The organism is Pandoraea capi (assembly GCF_902459735.1).
Classification (GTDB): domain Bacteria; phylum Pseudomonadota; class Gammaproteobacteria; order Burkholderiales; family Burkholderiaceae; genus Pandoraea; species Pandoraea capi.
In genome coordinates this window covers 141,609-155,722 of record NZ_CABPRV010000012.1, presented here as the reverse complement: position 1 = coordinate 155,722, position 14,114 = coordinate 141,609, and the positions used below count along the sequence as shown (strand labels likewise).

At 63.5% G+C, this 14,114-nt stretch carries 12 protein-coding genes and 1 pseudogene; 3 read left to right on the top strand and 10 right to left on the bottom strand.

All coding sequences use genetic code 11. The features are described 5' to 3' along the window. Nucleotides 1-2: 2 nt before the first annotated feature. The gene (locus PCA20602_RS21765) at nucleotides 3-1,385 is read left to right on the top strand and encodes an MFS transporter (RefSeq protein ID WP_150722968.1); all 1,383 of its coding nucleotides are present in this window, start codon (nucleotides 3-5) and stop codon (nucleotides 1,383-1,385) included. 108 nt (nucleotides 1,386-1,493) lie between these two features. On the opposite strand, the gene PCA20602_RS21760 is transcribed toward PCA20602_RS21765, so the two are convergent. The 7 genes from PCA20602_RS21760 to PCA20602_RS21730 form a co-directional block, all read right to left on the bottom strand. Continuing rightward, nucleotides 1,494-2,732, bottom strand: a complete 1,239-nt coding sequence (locus PCA20602_RS21760) for a phenylacetate--CoA ligase family protein (protein ID WP_150723016.1) — start codon at nucleotides 2,730-2,732, stop codon at nucleotides 1,494-1,496. A 111-nt stretch (nucleotides 2,733-2,843) separates the two neighbouring features. Then, complete coding sequence (locus PCA20602_RS21755) at nucleotides 2,844-3,656, bottom strand: ABC transporter ATP-binding protein (protein WP_150723015.1); 813 nt, start codon at nucleotides 3,654-3,656, stop codon at nucleotides 2,844-2,846. A gap of 135 nt (nucleotides 3,657-3,791) precedes the next feature. Continuing rightward, a complete protein-coding gene (locus tag PCA20602_RS21750; protein ID WP_246182284.1) occupies nucleotides 3,792-5,066 on the bottom strand; it encodes an ABC transporter substrate-binding protein in 1,275 nt (424 codons plus the stop codon). Nucleotides 5,067-5,204: 138 nt separating this feature from the next. Then, complete coding sequence (locus PCA20602_RS21745; RefSeq protein WP_150722966.1) at nucleotides 5,205-6,281, bottom strand: branched-chain amino acid ABC transporter permease; 1,077 nt, start codon at nucleotides 6,279-6,281, stop codon at nucleotides 5,205-5,207. Nucleotides 6,282-6,336: 55 nt separating this feature from the next. Then, the gene (locus PCA20602_RS21740) at nucleotides 6,337-7,251 is read right to left on the bottom strand and encodes a branched-chain amino acid ABC transporter permease (protein ID WP_150722965.1); all 915 of its coding nucleotides are present in this window, start codon (nucleotides 7,249-7,251) and stop codon (nucleotides 6,337-6,339) included. 41 nt (nucleotides 7,252-7,292) lie between these two features. After that, the gene (locus tag PCA20602_RS21735; RefSeq protein ID WP_150722964.1) at nucleotides 7,293-8,099 is read right to left on the bottom strand and encodes an ABC transporter ATP-binding protein; all 807 of its coding nucleotides are present in this window, start codon (nucleotides 8,097-8,099) and stop codon (nucleotides 7,293-7,295) included. A gap of 101 nt (nucleotides 8,100-8,200) precedes the next feature. Continuing rightward, entirely contained in the window at nucleotides 8,201-10,174 is a 1,974-nt protein-coding gene (locus PCA20602_RS21730) for an AMP-dependent synthetase/ligase (RefSeq protein WP_150722963.1), read from the bottom strand. Nucleotides 10,175-10,520: 346 nt separating this feature from the next. Here PCA20602_RS21730 and panV point away from each other — a divergent pair, with 346 nt between their 5' ends. Together panV and PCA20602_RS21720 are read left to right on the top strand one after the other, a co-directional pair. After that, nucleotides 10,521-11,192 (top strand): pandorabactin biosynthesis transcriptional regulator PanV, encoded by a 672-nt coding sequence (panV, locus tag PCA20602_RS21725; protein WP_150722962.1) that lies wholly within the window; start codon nucleotides 10,521-10,523, stop codon nucleotides 11,190-11,192. Between the two features lie 68 nt (nucleotides 11,193-11,260). Further along, a pseudogene (locus PCA20602_RS21720) lies at nucleotides 11,261-11,629 on the top strand (GNAT family N-acetyltransferase); the annotation flags it as partial. A 140-nt stretch (nucleotides 11,630-11,769) separates the two neighbouring features. Here PCA20602_RS21720 and PCA20602_RS21715 read toward each other — a convergent pair. The 3 genes from PCA20602_RS21715 to PCA20602_RS21705 form a co-directional block, all read right to left on the bottom strand. Continuing rightward, nucleotides 11,770-12,090 carry a hypothetical protein gene (locus tag PCA20602_RS21715; RefSeq protein WP_069341283.1) on the bottom strand — a complete coding sequence of 107 codons (321 nt, stop codon included), beginning with the start codon at nucleotides 12,088-12,090 and terminating at the stop codon, nucleotides 11,770-11,772. A gap of 245 nt (nucleotides 12,091-12,335) precedes the next feature. Next, nucleotides 12,336-13,436, bottom strand: coding sequence for a diguanylate cyclase (locus PCA20602_RS21710; RefSeq protein ID WP_150722961.1), 1,101 nt, complete (start codon nucleotides 13,434-13,436; stop codon nucleotides 12,336-12,338). A gap of 290 nt (nucleotides 13,437-13,726) precedes the next feature. Beyond that, nucleotides 13,727-14,083, bottom strand: a complete 357-nt coding sequence (locus PCA20602_RS21705) for a RidA family protein (protein WP_069341285.1) — start codon at nucleotides 14,081-14,083, stop codon at nucleotides 13,727-13,729. Nucleotides 14,084-14,114: the final 31 nt, after the last annotated feature.

Below are 14,114 nucleotides of genomic sequence, written 5' to 3'. Positions count from 1 at the left end.
TCATGGAACAGCCGACCAGCAGATCCTCGCCCGTCGACGTGCGGGACTTCATCAACGCGAGTCCCGTCTCGCGCTTTCAGATCATGATCAGCGCGATGTGCTTTCTGATCGTCGCGCTCGACGGTTTCGACATCGCCATCATCGGCTTCATCGCGCCACACATCAGAAGCGAGTGGCAGTTGTCGATGGTCTCGCTCGGGCCGCTATTCAGCGCCGGGCTGCTGGGCCTGATGGTCGGGGCGTTCTGTAGCGGCCCGGCGGCCGATCGCATCGGACGCCGCCTGGTGCTGATCCTGTCCGTAGCAGGCTTCGGGGCCGCGAGCGTGGGCGCGGCGCTGGCGCCCAACCTCGAATGGCTGATAGCCATGCGCTTTCTGACGGGACTGGGCCTCGGCGGTGCGATGCCCAACGCCATCACCCTCACCTCGGAATTCAGCCCCGAACGGCGTCGCGGCACGCTGCTCACGCTCATGTTCTGCGGCTTCTCGCTCGGCTCGGCGCTCGGCGGCGTGGTCACGGCGTATCTGGTGGCCGGCATCGGTTGGCGCGGCCTGCTCGCGCTCGGTGGGCTGCTGCCCCTCGCGCTCGTGCCCGTGCTTTGGTTCACGTTACCGGAATCGGTGCGCTTTCTCGCGATTCGCGGTGGGACGCAGGCCCGGATCGCAGCGATTCTCTCGCGCGTCGCGCCGGGGCGCATGCACGCCGGTCTGCATTTCGTCGCCGCCGACGACCGCCTGCCGTCTTCGCCCGTGGTGCAACTGTTTCATCGCGATTACCGACGCGGCACGTTGTTGCTCTGGCTGGCGTTCTTCATGAGCCTGTTGCTGCTGTATCTGCTCATCAACTGGCTGCCGATTCTCGCCCAGCGTAGCGGGCTCACGCTCAAGCAGGCGTCGATGTTTGCCGGTTTGCTGCAAGGCGGCGGCGTGCTGGGGGCGATTGTGCTCGGCGTGCTGATCGACCGGTTCCATCCATACAAGGTGGTGGCGGCGGCGTACGTGCTGGGCGCCATTTCGCTGGCCTCGCTGGCGGTCGCGGGCAGCGCCACCTGGCTGGCCATCGGCATTTTCGTGACGGGCTTCTGCGTCAGCGGCTCTCAGGTCTGTGCGAACGTCATCGCCTCGGCCTATTACCCGACCTCCAACCGGGCGACGGGCGTGGCGTGGGCGCTCGGCATCGGTCGGATCGGCGCGGTCGCGGGGTCGTTCGGCGGCGCCATTCTGCTGGCCGCCGGCTGGAGCAACGCGGGGCTGTTCTCGCTGCTCGCCCTTCCCGCGATACTCGCCGCACTCGGTATCCTGCTGGCCGGGTCGACGCATCGCAAGACCGTGCCGGCGGACGCGCCCGTCGGCCAGCAAGCGCCGGCAGCCTTAGCGAAGTTGTGATCGAAGCGGCGTGGCGCTATGCCACGCCGCCCGAAAATGCCAAGGCGCGCAGAGGCTCATACCTCGCGCGCCTTGTCGATGAAAGACGTCAGTGTCGTTCGGGGTCAATCAGTCGTAAGCCCGCGCGTCCTCCACCAGCTTCCCGTCCGCCGGGAGCGAGCCTGCGGCGACGAAGTCGACTTCGCCGCGCAAACGCGTCACGTCGCGCAACGTCTCCTGAACCCGCGCGGCGAGCCCTTCCGGCGGCGTATCGGTGGTCTCGCAGAGCAGTCGCATCCGGTCGTCGCCGACACGCCCCTCGACCCGCAGACGCACGCGAACCAACTCCGGATAGCGCTTGCCGATCTCGCCGATCTGCCCCGGATGCACGAACATGCCCCGCACCTTGACGGTCTGATCGGCGCGCCCCAGCCAGCCCTTCAGGCGCACGTTCGTTCGCCCACACGGACTGATGCCCGCCTCGATCGCCGACAGGTCGCCGGTCGCGAACCGGATCAACGGATAGTCCGGATTGAAGTTCGTGACCACAACCTCGCCGACTTCGCCGTCCGCCACCGGCTTCGTGCCGCCCGGCTCCACCAGCTCGACGAGCACGTTCTCGTCGACGATCAGCCCCGCCTGCGCGTCGCTCTCGAACGCGATCAGCCCGAGATCCGCCGTGCCGTACAACTGACGCGCCGTAATCCCCCGCCCATTGAACCACTCGCGCAACGATGGCGGCAGCGCCTCGCCGGATAACGTCGCGCGCCGGATGCTGCTGATGTCCGCCCCTGCCGCCTCGCTCTTCTCGATGAGAATCTTCAGGAACGACGGCGTGCCCGCGTACGCCACCGGCCGCAGATGACGAATCGCTTCCAGTTGCAGCTCCGTCTGCCCGACACCCGCCGGAAACACGCAACAGCCCAGACGCGTCGCCCCCGTCTCGATCATCATGCCCGCCGGGGTGAAGTGATACGAATACGTGTTGTAGACGAGATCGCCCGCGCGCAATCCGGCCGCGAACATCGCCCGCGCGAAGCGCCACCAGTCGCTGCCGCGCCCGTCCGGCTCATAGATCGGACCGGGCGATTGATAGACGTGAGCCAGCCCGCTGACCGGCGTCGCGTTCAGACCGCCCAGCGGCGGGTGCCGCTGCTGGAAGGTCGACAGATCCGATTTGCGCGTGACGGGCAGGCCGGCCAGTGCGTCGCGCGAACCGATCTGGCTCGCATCGACGTCGCCCAGCGTCTCGGCAAAGTAGGCCGCATGCGTGCGGGCGTGGGCCACCTGCCCGGGCAGCGCGGCGAGCAGCGCCTGCTCGCGAAGCGCCGGCGCACGCGTTTCCAGCGTATCGAAGTATTGGTTCATATCCACGATGAGGCGATCAGGATTCAGGGACCCGCGCACGGCCATGCCCCTGGCAGCGTCTGGACATGCCGGCGTTCTTTCGGGTGCGTTCGGGTGGGTTTGTCTATCCGCTCAGGCGATCCAGCGCTTGCGACGCCGGTAGCTCTTGACGTTACGGAAACTCCCCGCGCTGCTCGCGCCGTCCTTGGCGATGCCGAGATAGAACTCCTTGACGTCCTCGTTATCGCGCAGCACGTCGGCGTCGCCGTCCATCACGACGCGACCGTTCTCGAGGATGTAGCCATAGTCGGCATAGCGCAGCGCCGCCATGGTGTTCTGCTCGGCCAGCAGGAAACTGACGTTCTCGCGCTGGTTCAGATCGCGCACGATCGTGAAGATCTCCTCGACGATCTGCGGCGCCAGGCCCATCGACGGTTCGTCGAGCAGAATCATCGACGGCTGCGCCATCATGGCGCGCCCGATTGCGCACATCTGCTGCTCGCCGCCCGACGTGTATCCCGCCTGCGACTTGCGGCGCGTCTTCAGACGCGGGAAATAGGCGTAGATGCGCTCCAGCGCGTGCTGCTGCGCACCGCGCGACGCGTGGCGCACATAGCTGCCGGTCAGCAAATTCTCTTCGATGGTCAGATGGCCGAAGCAGTGACGCCCCTCCATCACCTGAATCACACCACGCTTGACGAGCCCGTTCGGGGTGAGCTTCTCGACCCGCTCGCCGCGATAGTCGATCGTCCCCTTCGTCACTTCGCCCCGCTCGGCATGCAGCAGGTTCGAGATGGCCTTGAGCGTCGTACTCTTGCCCGCGCCGTTGGCCCCCAGCAGCGCCACGATCTTGCCCTCCGGCACGATCAGCGACACGCCCTTGAGCACCAGAATGACGTGGTCGTAAATGACTTCGATGTTATTGACGCGCAAACTCGCTTCCATGCGTGACTCCGCAATCGTTGCTGCCGGGACCGGCGGGCGGTGGCATCCCCCCGCCGGATCGTCCGATGTCTCGATGCGCCCCTCGCCCTTGCTACGTACGGTCATGCCGCATCAGCGAGGGGCATTGCCCCCTCCTTACCCCTTGAAGCAGGCGGGCGTCATGCCCTTTTCCTTGGCGTATTGCTTGGCCGACGCTTCGAACAGCGGGTGGATCAGACGACGATTGCCCTCGATCCAGTCGGACACCATGACCCACTTGGCGCCGTCCCATTGTTGAATACGCACCTTGCCCGAGCCTTCGTGGTCTTCGCAGCTCGTCTTGATGTCAGGCAGCAGGCCCGTTGCGCCGAGCGCCTTGAGACGGGCGGCATCGATGTTCAGGTTCTCGAGCGCCCAGCGCACCTGCACCGGCGTGGAGACCTTGCCTTTACCGAACTTGTTCTGCGCGGTGTTGAGCGCCTCGACCGTCGCCACGGCAGCCGACACGCCACGGTTGTACAGGACCGAGCCGACCTTCGACGGGTCCTGCATATTCCCCTTGCCCGCGCCGTACACGACCTTTTCGATGTCGGCGATGAGCGGCACCTGCTTGCCCGCCACGTTCCACGTCGCGCTCATGTAGCCCTTGGCCGCCGGACCGGCCGGGATCGTGTCTTCCTCCGAGCCAGCCCACCAGCTACCGATGATCTTCTCGCGCGGATAGCCGACCTTCTGGGCCGCCTTGAGCGCCGTCTGGTTCATCACCCCCCATCCCCAGAACACCACGTAGTCGGGGTTCTCCTGACGAATCCGCAGCCACTGCGCGCCCTGCTCGTTACCCGGATGCGCCACCGGGATCTCGATCAGGTTGAACTTGTGAATCTTCGATTCGGCCTGCATGGCGACGATCGGCTCCTTGCCGTACGCCGAGTCGTGATACAGGAACACGATCTTCTTGCCATTGAGCGATCCGCCGTTCTTGTCGGCGAGGAACTTGATGATGGCCGACGCCTGCATCTGGTACGTCGTCACCAGCGGGAACGCCCACGGGAATACGCTGCCGTCCACGGCGTCGGTGCGCCCGTAGCCCATCATCACGAGCGGCACCTGATCGGTGGCCGTCTTGTCGATCAGCGCATACGAAATGCCCGTCGCCATCACGTGATAGGCGGTGCCTTTCGTCACGGGGTTCTTGCCCTTCAGACGCTCATAGCACTCCACGCCCTTGGCGTTGTTGTACTCGGTCTCGCACTCTTCCCACGTGAGCTTGACGCCGTTCACCCCGCCGTTCTTGAGGTTGACGTATTGAAGATAGTCGATGAACCCGCCATAGAACGACTGGCCGTTGGCGCCATACGGACCGACGCGATAGTCCGCCAGCGCGATGAACTGCTCGTTCGACTGCGCGAACGACGTCCCTGCCACTCCCATCGCCCCCGTGCCGAGCGCCAGCGCCAGGCCCAACGATGTCGTCAACCGTTTCGTGTTCATGCTGTGTCTCCATCTGTGGTTTTGTGTATGCCCGAACTTGCACCGGCAATACGTGAATACGTGCCGGCTTGGCGAACCTCAATGCGGGAAGGGCCAGATGCGAAGTTTCTCCTTGGCGATCTGCCACAGCCGCGCCAGCCCATGCGGCTCGACAATCAGAAAGAAGATGATGAGACCGCCGAACACCATCATCTGGATGTGCGAAACCGTCGCGTTGGTGAACGGCAGATGCAGGAAAGTGGCGATGCTCGGCAAGGTGCTGTCGAGCAGGATCGGCAGCAGCAGAATGAACGCCGCGCCCAGAAAGCTGCCGAGAATGCTGCCCACGCCACCGATGATGATCATGAACAGAATCCGGAACGACAGGTCGAGCGAGAAGCCGTCCGGCTCGACGGAGCCGAGATAGCAGTACGCGTACAGTGCGCCGGCCACGCCGCAGTAAAACGAGCTCACCGCGAACGCGAGCAGCTTCACGCGCATGAGCGGAATACCGATCACTTCGGCAGCGACGTCCATGTCGCGCACGGCCATCCAGGCGCGACCGATATGCGAGCGCACGAGATTCTTGGCGATCAGCGCCATCACCGTCACCACGCCCAGCACGAACAGGTACTTGCGCACGGGCGTGTCGACGTCTACGCCGAACACGGAGATCTTCTGCGCCGTGATCACGCCCGACGAACTGTTGTTCGACAGCCAGGGAAATTTCGTCAGCACCCACAGCACGAAGAACTGCGCGGCCAGCGTCGCCACCGCCAGATAGAAGCCCTTGATGCGCAGCGACGGCAGCCCGAACGCAATGCCGACGAGCGCGGCACACACGCCGCCCAACGCGAACGACGCCAGAATCGGCATGCCCTCGATGCGCAACTGGAAGTTGTATGACGCGTAAGCGCCCACGGCCATGAATGCCGCCGTGCCGAGCGACAACTGCCCCGCGTAGCCCGTCAGCAGATTCAGGCCAAGCGCGGCGAGCGAGAACACGAGAAACGGCACGAGGATGGCGGTGAGCCAGTATTCGGAGGCAATCCATGGCAGCACCCCGAACGCCGCCACGAGCACGGCGCTCACGGCGATGCGGTCCTGCCGGATCGGGAAAATCTGGCTGTCGGCAACGTAAGACGTCTTGAACTGCCCAGCTTCGCGATAGAACATGTGTGGCCTCTGCAATGAATGCTTACGCGGACATTCCGGATGGATCGCTCACCGCTCAGACGCGGTCAATGTGCCGCTCGCCGAACAGCCCTTCCGGGCGTACCAGCAGGAACAGCAACGCGAACACGTACGGGAACCAGCCCTCGATGCCGCCGAAATTTCCACCGAACTGGGCTTGCAACAACTGCGGCACGTAAATTTCCGCGAGCTTCTCCGCGGCGCCGATGATCAGCCCGCCGACGATGGCGCCCGGAATCGACGTGAAGCCGCCGAGAATCAGCACGGGCAGCGCCTTGAGCGCCGTCATCGTGAGCGCAAACTGCACGCCGTTACGCGAGCCCCACAGCATGCCCGCCACCAGCGCGACGAAGCCCGACACGCTCCACACCACGACCCAGATACGCTGCAACGGAATGCCCAGCGAGAGCGCCGCCTGATGGTCGTCGGCCACCGCGCGCAGCGCGCGGCCGATGCTTGTCGCCTTGAAGAACAACGCCAGCAGTGCGACCAGCACGGCGGCGATACCGGCGGCGGCGAGGTCGAAGCTGCTCACCAGCACGCCGGTCGAGTCCATGATCGAGGCGATGGGCTCGTCCACGATGCCCAGCGACAGCGGACGCACCTCGTTGCCCCACAGCAGCGGCGCGAGGCCTTCGAGGAAGAACGACAGGCCGATCGTCGCCATGAACAGCGTGATGGGCGACTGGTTCACGAGCTTGCGCAACACGAAGCGTTCCGTGGCCATGCTCATGAGCACCATGACGACGAACGCGCCGACGGCTGCCGCCCACAGCGGCAGGCCGCGCTCCATGAGACCGACGACCGACAACGCCGCGAAGTACACCATCGCGCCCTGCGCGAAGTTGAAGACCCCGGACGCCTTGAAGATCAGCACGAAGCCCAGCGCCACGAGCGAATACATCACGCCCGAGAGCAGACCGCCGATAAGGATTTCGAAAAAGAACTGCATCGATGTCTCCAGGTTACCTATGCGTCGGCAGCGGTCTACCGTCAGGCAGCCGCCGGCATGCCATGTGACGCGCCGAGATACGCGCGAATGACCTCGGGGTCGGTGCGCACTTGAGCCGGTGTGCCGTCGCCGATCTTCTTGCCGTAGTCGAGCACCACCACGCGATCGGAGATGTCCATCACCACCCCCATGTCGTGCTCGATCAGCACGATCGTCGTGCCGAACTCCTCGTTCACTTCCAGGATGAAGCGGCACATGTCGCGCTTCTCTTCGAGGTTCATGCCGGCCATGGGCTCGTCGAGCAGCAGCAGCTCGGGCTCGGCAGCCAGTGCGCGCGCGAGTTCGACGCGCTTTTGCAGGCCATACGGCAACCGGCCGACCGGCGTCTTGCGGATGTGCTGGATTTCAAGGAAGTCGATGATCGCTTCGACCTTCGCGCGATTGGCCATTTCCTCCTGCCGCGCCTTGCCCCACCAGATCGCGCTGGCGAGCAGTCCGGCGCGCATGCGGGTGTTGCGTCCCGTCATGATGTTGTCGAGCACGGACATGCCCTTGAACAACGCAATGTTCTGGAACGTGCGCGCCACCCCCTGCCGCGCGGCCGCCGTGGGATGCATGCGCTGACGAACCTCGCCGCGAAAGACGATCGTCCCCTGCTGCGGGTGATAGACGCCGTTGATGACGTTAAGCATCGAACTCTTGCCGGCGCCGTTGGGGCCGATGATGGCGCGGATCTCGTGCGCCATCACGTTGAACGAAATGTCCGTCAACGCCTTCACGCCGCCGAACGACAAGCTGATGTGCTGCAAATCGAGTAAAACGTCGCCAGTCTTGCGGGGCTCACTCATACCGTCTCCTGCGGCAATGCCGGGCTGAAGTCAGTGCGGGTCGGCGCAAACGCTGCGGCCTGGGGTTCACGACGCGCACGAGTGTCGTGAATCCGTGCATCTCAGGCCGCACAGCGCAATGTCGCAGGCGCAGGGTCGTCGACCGGGGCTCGCACCCCGACCACGCGCGCCGGATGAATCGTCAGCGTGGCGCTCACGCTGCCCTCGCGTCCGTCCTCGAATTTCACCCGCGTCTCGATGAACTGCGACGCCTTACCCGTGTAGAACGCGTCGATCAGCACGTCGTACTTCTGTGCGATGTATGCGCGCCGCACTTTGCGCGTGCGCGTGAGTTCGTCGTCGTCCGGGTCCAGTTCCTTGTGCAGAATCACGAAGCGCTGAATCTGCGCCGCGGCGAAGGCCGATTCCTTCGCGAGATCGGCATTGACTTGCTCGATGCAACCGAGGATCAGATCCGCCACGAGCGGGTTGCTGGCCAGATCGAGGTAGCCGGCATAGGCGAGGTTCTGCCGCTCGGCCCAGTTGCCGACCGCATCCATGTCGATGTTGATGAACGCGCAGACACCGTCGCGGCCATCGCCAAACGCCACCGCTTCCTTGATATACGAGAAGAACTTGAGCTTGTTCTCGATGTACTTGGGCGCGAACAGCGATCCGCAGGCGAGTTTGCCGACGTCCTTGGCGCGGTCGATGATGCGCAGATGCCCGTCGGCGTCGATGATGCCGGCGTCGCCCGTGCGGAAGTAGCCCGCTTCGTCGAGCGCTTCGCGCGTGGCGTCCGGGCGCTTGTAATACTCCTTGAGCAGCCCCACACCGCGCACGAGCACCTCGCCGTTCTCGGCGATCTTGATCTCCATGCCCGGCGCAACCGGTCCCACGCTGTCGAAGCGCACCTGACGATCCGGTTGCAGGCAGACGTAAGCACACGTTTCGGTCTGCCCGTAGAACTGCTTCAGGTTGATGCCGATGGCGCGATAGAAACGGAACAGGTCCGGGCCAATGGCTTCGCCTGCGGTGTACGCCGTGCGGATGCGGCTCATGCCGAGCGTGTTGCGCAGCGGGCCGTACACGAACAGATTGCCGAGCGCGTATTGCAGCCGGTCAAGCACCGGCACGGGCCGGCCGTCGAGCACGGCGGCGCCACAGCGGTTCGCCACGTTCATAAAATGCGCGAACATCCTGCGCTTGATACGACTCGCGTCCTCCATGCGGATCATGACCTGCGTGAGCACGTTTTCGTACACACGCGGCGGCGCGAAGTAGTAGGTCGGGCCGATTTCGCGCATATCCGTCGAAATCGTGTCGGGCGATTCGGGGCAGTTCACGGTAAAGCCCGCCACGAGCGCCTGTGCGTAGGAAAAGAGGTGGTCGCCGACCCAGGCCATCGGCAGATAGGACAGCACTTCGTCGCCCGGGCCGAGCCGGTCGAAGGTGCTGCCGTGATACGCCGCGCCGATCAGCCCCGCGTGAGAGTGGCACACGCCTTTGGGCTTTCCCGTCGTGCCCGAGGTGTAGAGGATGGTGGCCGTATCGTCGGGGTCCACACCGGCGACGGCGTCGTCGAAGTACCGCGGATGCTTCGCGTCGAACGTGCGCCCCAGCTCCAGGGCGGCATCGTAAGACTGCAAGCCTGCGGCGTGGTAATTGCGCAGACCGCGCGGGTCTTCGAAGATGATGTGCGACAGCCGCGACACCTGCTCGCGCAGCTCCAGCATCTTGTCGACCTGCTCCTGATCTTCGACGATGACGAAGTCGATCTCCGCGTCTTCGAGCACGTGCGCCATTTCTGCGGCAACGGCGTCCTGATACAGCGGCACGGCGACACCGCCGAGCGCCTGCGCGGCCGTCATCGCCCAGTACAGTCGTACGCGGTTGTTACCGACGATGGCCAGATTGTCACCCCGTTTGAACCCGGCAGCCGCGAGCGCACAGGCGAGCATGCGCACTTCCTGCGCAGCCTCCTGCCAGCTCCAGCTTTGCCAGATTCCGAGATCCTTTTCCCGATACGCCGTGCGGGCGCCCCGTGTCGCGGCATGCGCCAGCAACAATCGCGGGAAGGTAGTCCGCTCCTGCATGCCAGTCTCCTGTGTCTCGCCACATTTCGACGTCAGTCGAGGGGGAGTGGCGTGGCTCGGTCGGCTCGCGTGCTTGCGGCACGCGACTTGTGGCTCGCAGCGTCTTCGTCCGACGCTATTTTTTGATTTGGAATGCCATACAGCGCGTACAGCAATAAAGCAAATGTCATCAACAAGCGACTACGGCGACTACCGATATGCCGGGTAAATTTCAGCTTCTATACTTGTGTTTCGGCGCCGTTTCAGAGCACCGTGAATGCTTGTCTCGCTTACCAGGCAGGGCCAAGATACCGCATGGCTCACGACGGGTTTGTCACCAGGATGACAATCAAGGGAAAGTCCCTATATGTCGCTCGAAAGCTTGTTGCAGCGCAGCGTGTGGGCGCAAGGACTGACACCGGAACAACGCGCGCGCGTGATGGCGGAAATCCACGTGCGCCCGGTCGAAAACGGCGGTTACGTGTGCCGCAAGGGCGACCCGACGCACGCCTGGTTCGGCGTGATCGAAGGGCTCGTGAAGATTACGACGGCCTCGGCGAGCGGCAAGTCCGTGACCTTTACCGGCGTGCCGGCCGGGGCATGGTTCGGCGAAGGGTCCGTGCTCAAGCACGAGATTCGCAAATACGACGTCATGGCGTTGCGCGATTCCGTTCTCGCGCATATGCCGATCGCAACGTTCGACTGGCTGCTCGACACCAGCATCCCGTTCAATCGCTTTCTCACGCTGCAACTCAATGAGCGATTGGGACAGTTCATTGCGGCGGTCGAACACGAACGTCTGCTCGATACGGACGCCCGCGTGGCACGCTCGCTGTCGTCCATGTTCAATCCGAACCTTTATCCGTCGGACGACAACACCGTACAGATTTCGCAGGAGGAGCTGAGCTATCTCGCCGGCGTGTCGCGGCAACGCGTGAACCTCGCGCTCAAGGTGCTGGAGCAGGCCGGGCTGGTGAAGGTAGACTACGGGGTGTTGACGATTCTCGATCTCGAAGGCCTGCGCGAATTCGGCATGTAGGCCTTCTCACCCCAACCGCGCGTTCCATGTCTACCCTTGCCTGCCCGGCCATCGATTTCCGGCCCACGCGGCTCGGCAGCAGCGTCGAACTCCGTCCCCTCGAACGGCATCACCGCAAGCAGGAAAGCGGGCACACATGGGTCAGTGCGTCGGCACAGCGCTCGAGCATCAACACCGAGGCCAAGTCCTTGCTGCTGACCTATGCGTTCGAGACGATGCGTTGCGTGCGCGTGCAATTCACGACGGATGAGCTCAACGAGAAATCGCGCGCTGCAATTTTGCGCATCGGCGCGAAACAGGAAGGCATTGTCCGGCACGAACGCATCATGCCGGATGGCCGCAAGCGCAATTCGGTGCGATTCAGCATCATCGACGACGAATGGCCCGAGGTGAAAGCTGCGCTGGCACAGCGACTGGCGCGTGGTGCGGCGGCGTAAGGCCGTCGGCGTTGCCAGTCGCTCTCGTTCGCGTCAAAGGGCAGAAGGACTTGAGTGAATGACGTACGTTGAGGGCGGGCGTCAGCGCATCGACCGCCTTCCCTGCTGCCTGTCAGGCTTCAACGCTCAGGCCTCAATCATCAGGCCACCGCGGTCACCGGGCCGAGCGGGCCGGCGGCAAACAGCACCAGACAGGGACAAATCATGCGGCGCGCGATGTCCAGCGCCTCGGTCTTCGTTTCGAGAAAGGCCGCTTCCCACGGATTCTTGACGTGATCGCTCACATAGATATTCAACTTTGGGTCGTACTGCGAACCGAAGAACTCGTTCCGAAAGTAGAACCAGACGACGTAGCCGCGTCGCGGTAGTTTCTCGGGAAGCGGATGCACCGGGTACTCGTTAGCGGGCACCCGCTGTCTGAGCGAGATCCATCGCTGGTAGTCCACACGTGTCGCAGTCATTCCATGCCTCCTTTGAAGAAAGGCCCCCACGGGGCGAGGCTTCATGATGCGGAAGAACACGCGACAAGAGTTACAGAAACTTCCGAATCACTGCGACTCGTGATCCGTCAATCAAAAGCGCCACGACCGGATTCGAAAGTTGCACTCAGGTGAACACGCAGATGGGCGACGGGCGGCGTCGGTATGCCGTCGTCCTGCTCCCCGCTTGACGGGGTCAATCGCGGTGTCCCGGCACGGCACCGCTGTCAGCGGAGCACCACGCCTTCGAAACCACCGTCGATATCGGCAATGACGATCCGGTCTTTCCCCGAGCGCTTGGCGGTGTACAACGCGTGATCGGCCATGGCCAGCCACGACGTCGGTGACACAAGATTGACCGTGTAATTCGCCACCCCGACGCTCAGCGTCACATTGCGTGACGCGTCGAGCCCTTGGGTCGCATCCGAAAACACGGCACAGACCTTCTCCAGCTTGCGGCGTGCCTTTTCGGCGGATTGCCCGTCGAACAGTACGCAGAATTCGTCACCGCCATATCGACCGATGACGTCATGACTGCCCAGTTCGGTCGAGAGGACATCCGACAGAATCCGGATCAGCGAGTCGCCCTGAAGATGGCCGTGCAGGTCGTTGATTTCCTTGAAACCATCGATATCGATCAGCGCGATGCTCGCGGTGCCCGTGCGTCCCAGTCGCTTGTCCGCAAAGCAGTTCGTGAGCGCTCGCATCCAGGATCGGCGATTGAGCAGCGACGTCAGATCGTCCTGATCGCTGATGCGGCGCAGCGTGCGCTCGCTTTTCGACAAGCGCTTCGCCAGACGAAAACTCGCGAGTCCGACGAGCGTCGGGTAGATCAGCAGCAGCGGCAGGCTCGCCACCAACTCCCGGAGCTCAATGCGGGTCTGCACCGTAAAGCCCAGCACGGTGCCGGTCAGGAGCGCACCGACGATCAGTGCCAGAAGGCCGTCGCGCAACATCCGGTACCCGCCAATGGACGCGTTGTGCATGAGCAGCACCGACACCAGCACGGCGGATGGCACACCGCTGAACTGCATGGCGACCACCCAGCCGCCGCCGAAGGCCGAATCGCACAGCAGATTGCGCCGCTCGGCCTTGACCGGATCGGGCGACGCCATGGCGATGACGTGGGCGAACGCAGGCCAGAGAAACGCGTTGAGCGCCCAGATCCCATAGCCGACGTGCGACGCCCCGGCCCGCTGGATGGCCGTGAATACCGCGATAGCGCTCAGGACACATCCCAGACTGCGCAGCCCCAGCACATGGCGCGAGAAGTCTCGCGCCTTCTGGGCCTGAGTACGCGTGGGCTGGTCTGTCGATGGATCCGTCATGTCGCCTGAGCTTTCGGCGGATACACGGTAGTTCGTGCCGAATTCGCTCGAAAAATGAGATAAATGTGCCGACTTGCTGCCGATAATGTGCCGGCTCGCGCATTATGCCTGCGCTCGCTGACTTCCAGCCGAACATCGCGACGCTCATTGGAAGCATTAAATTCACCAGTGCGTTGACCGTTTCACAGAGTTCCAGCGGTGACCGCGTCACGATGCGGCTGCGCCCGATGAAAAAGGCCCGCAGATGATCTGCGGGCCCAGGGTCTTTCGTACTGCCGATGCCGTACCTGTTATTTCGCCGCAGCGATCACGGCGATTTCGACGAGCAGGTCCGGCGCGGCCAGCTTCGACTCGACCGTCGCGCGCGTCGGGGTGTTGCCCGGGCTCGTCCAGGCGTCCCACACGGCGTTCATCCCGGCAAAGTCCGACTCGATATTCTTGAGCCACACTTGTGCGGACAACAGTCGCGACTTGTCGATACCGGCGTCCTTCAGATAGCCGTCGATCTTCGCGAGCACCTGCTGTGTCTGACCCGTGATGTCCTGACTACGGTCGTCGGCGGTCTGGCCACCGATGTAGACCGTTCCGTTATGCACCACCACACGGCTCATCCGTGCATTCGTGTGATGACGTTGAATATCGCTCATTACCACGTCTCCAAAAGGAATAAAAAGAGTA